Below are 688 nucleotides of genomic sequence, written 5' to 3'. Positions count from 1 at the left end.
GACCATAGGAGCTGTCAAACACGGTGCCGTTGAGCAGCTTGCCTTCGTAGTTCACGCGCACCTTGCTGCTCGGCAGCGGGCGCTCGCCGCTACCCGGGCGGATGATCTGGTACTGCAGGCCCGACGGGGTGGTGACGACGCCCGGCTGGGTCTTGTTCTTGGCCAGGAACGCGTTGCCTTCCTCGCGGTTGGTCTGTGCGGCTGCGGCGGCCTTGGCCTGCATCTCGGCCTGCTTGCTGCCCATGAAGGCCTGGATGGTGGCGGTCGCGTCAGCTTCCGTCATCTTCGGCTGGCCCTTGCTCAGGCCTGTGCTGATCGCGTCAAACAGCGAGGCGACATCAATGTCGTCCTTCAGCTGTGCCAGCGACGGGCCGACCGAGTACGAACCGATCATCTGCGACACTTTGACGCGATCGACCTTCGGCGGCTGCGAACCCGGCGCCATGCCCGGCACCTGCTGGCCACTGCGGGCCATCACCACCTGGCGCAACGCGGCATCGGTGGCCTTGGCCTGTTCCTGGGTGATCTGCGGCTGCAGGCCTTCGAACGAACGCTCCACGGCAGTGCGCAGCGCGGCCACATCGATCTCATCGGCGATCGGGGTGAACGACTTGGCGACATCAAGGCCGATGGCGTAGCCGAGCTTCTGCTTGGGGGAATTCAAGGTTGCGGTCTCCTTGGCGGCTGC

Annotated in this window: 1 protein-coding gene; it reads right to left on the bottom strand. The window is 65.4% G+C overall.

All coding sequences use genetic code 11. The features are described from left to right. Positions 1-688, bottom strand: a 688-nt coding sequence (locus A7X97_RS00655; protein ID WP_111007449.1) for an FKBP-type peptidyl-prolyl cis-trans isomerase N-terminal domain-containing protein, incomplete at both ends; no start/stop codon positions are given.

This window comes from Stenotrophomonas sepilia, assembly GCF_003244875.1.
GTDB lineage: Bacteria > Pseudomonadota > Gammaproteobacteria > Xanthomonadales > Xanthomonadaceae > Stenotrophomonas > Stenotrophomonas sepilia.
This window is presented reverse-complemented; position numbering and strand designations above follow the sequence as displayed.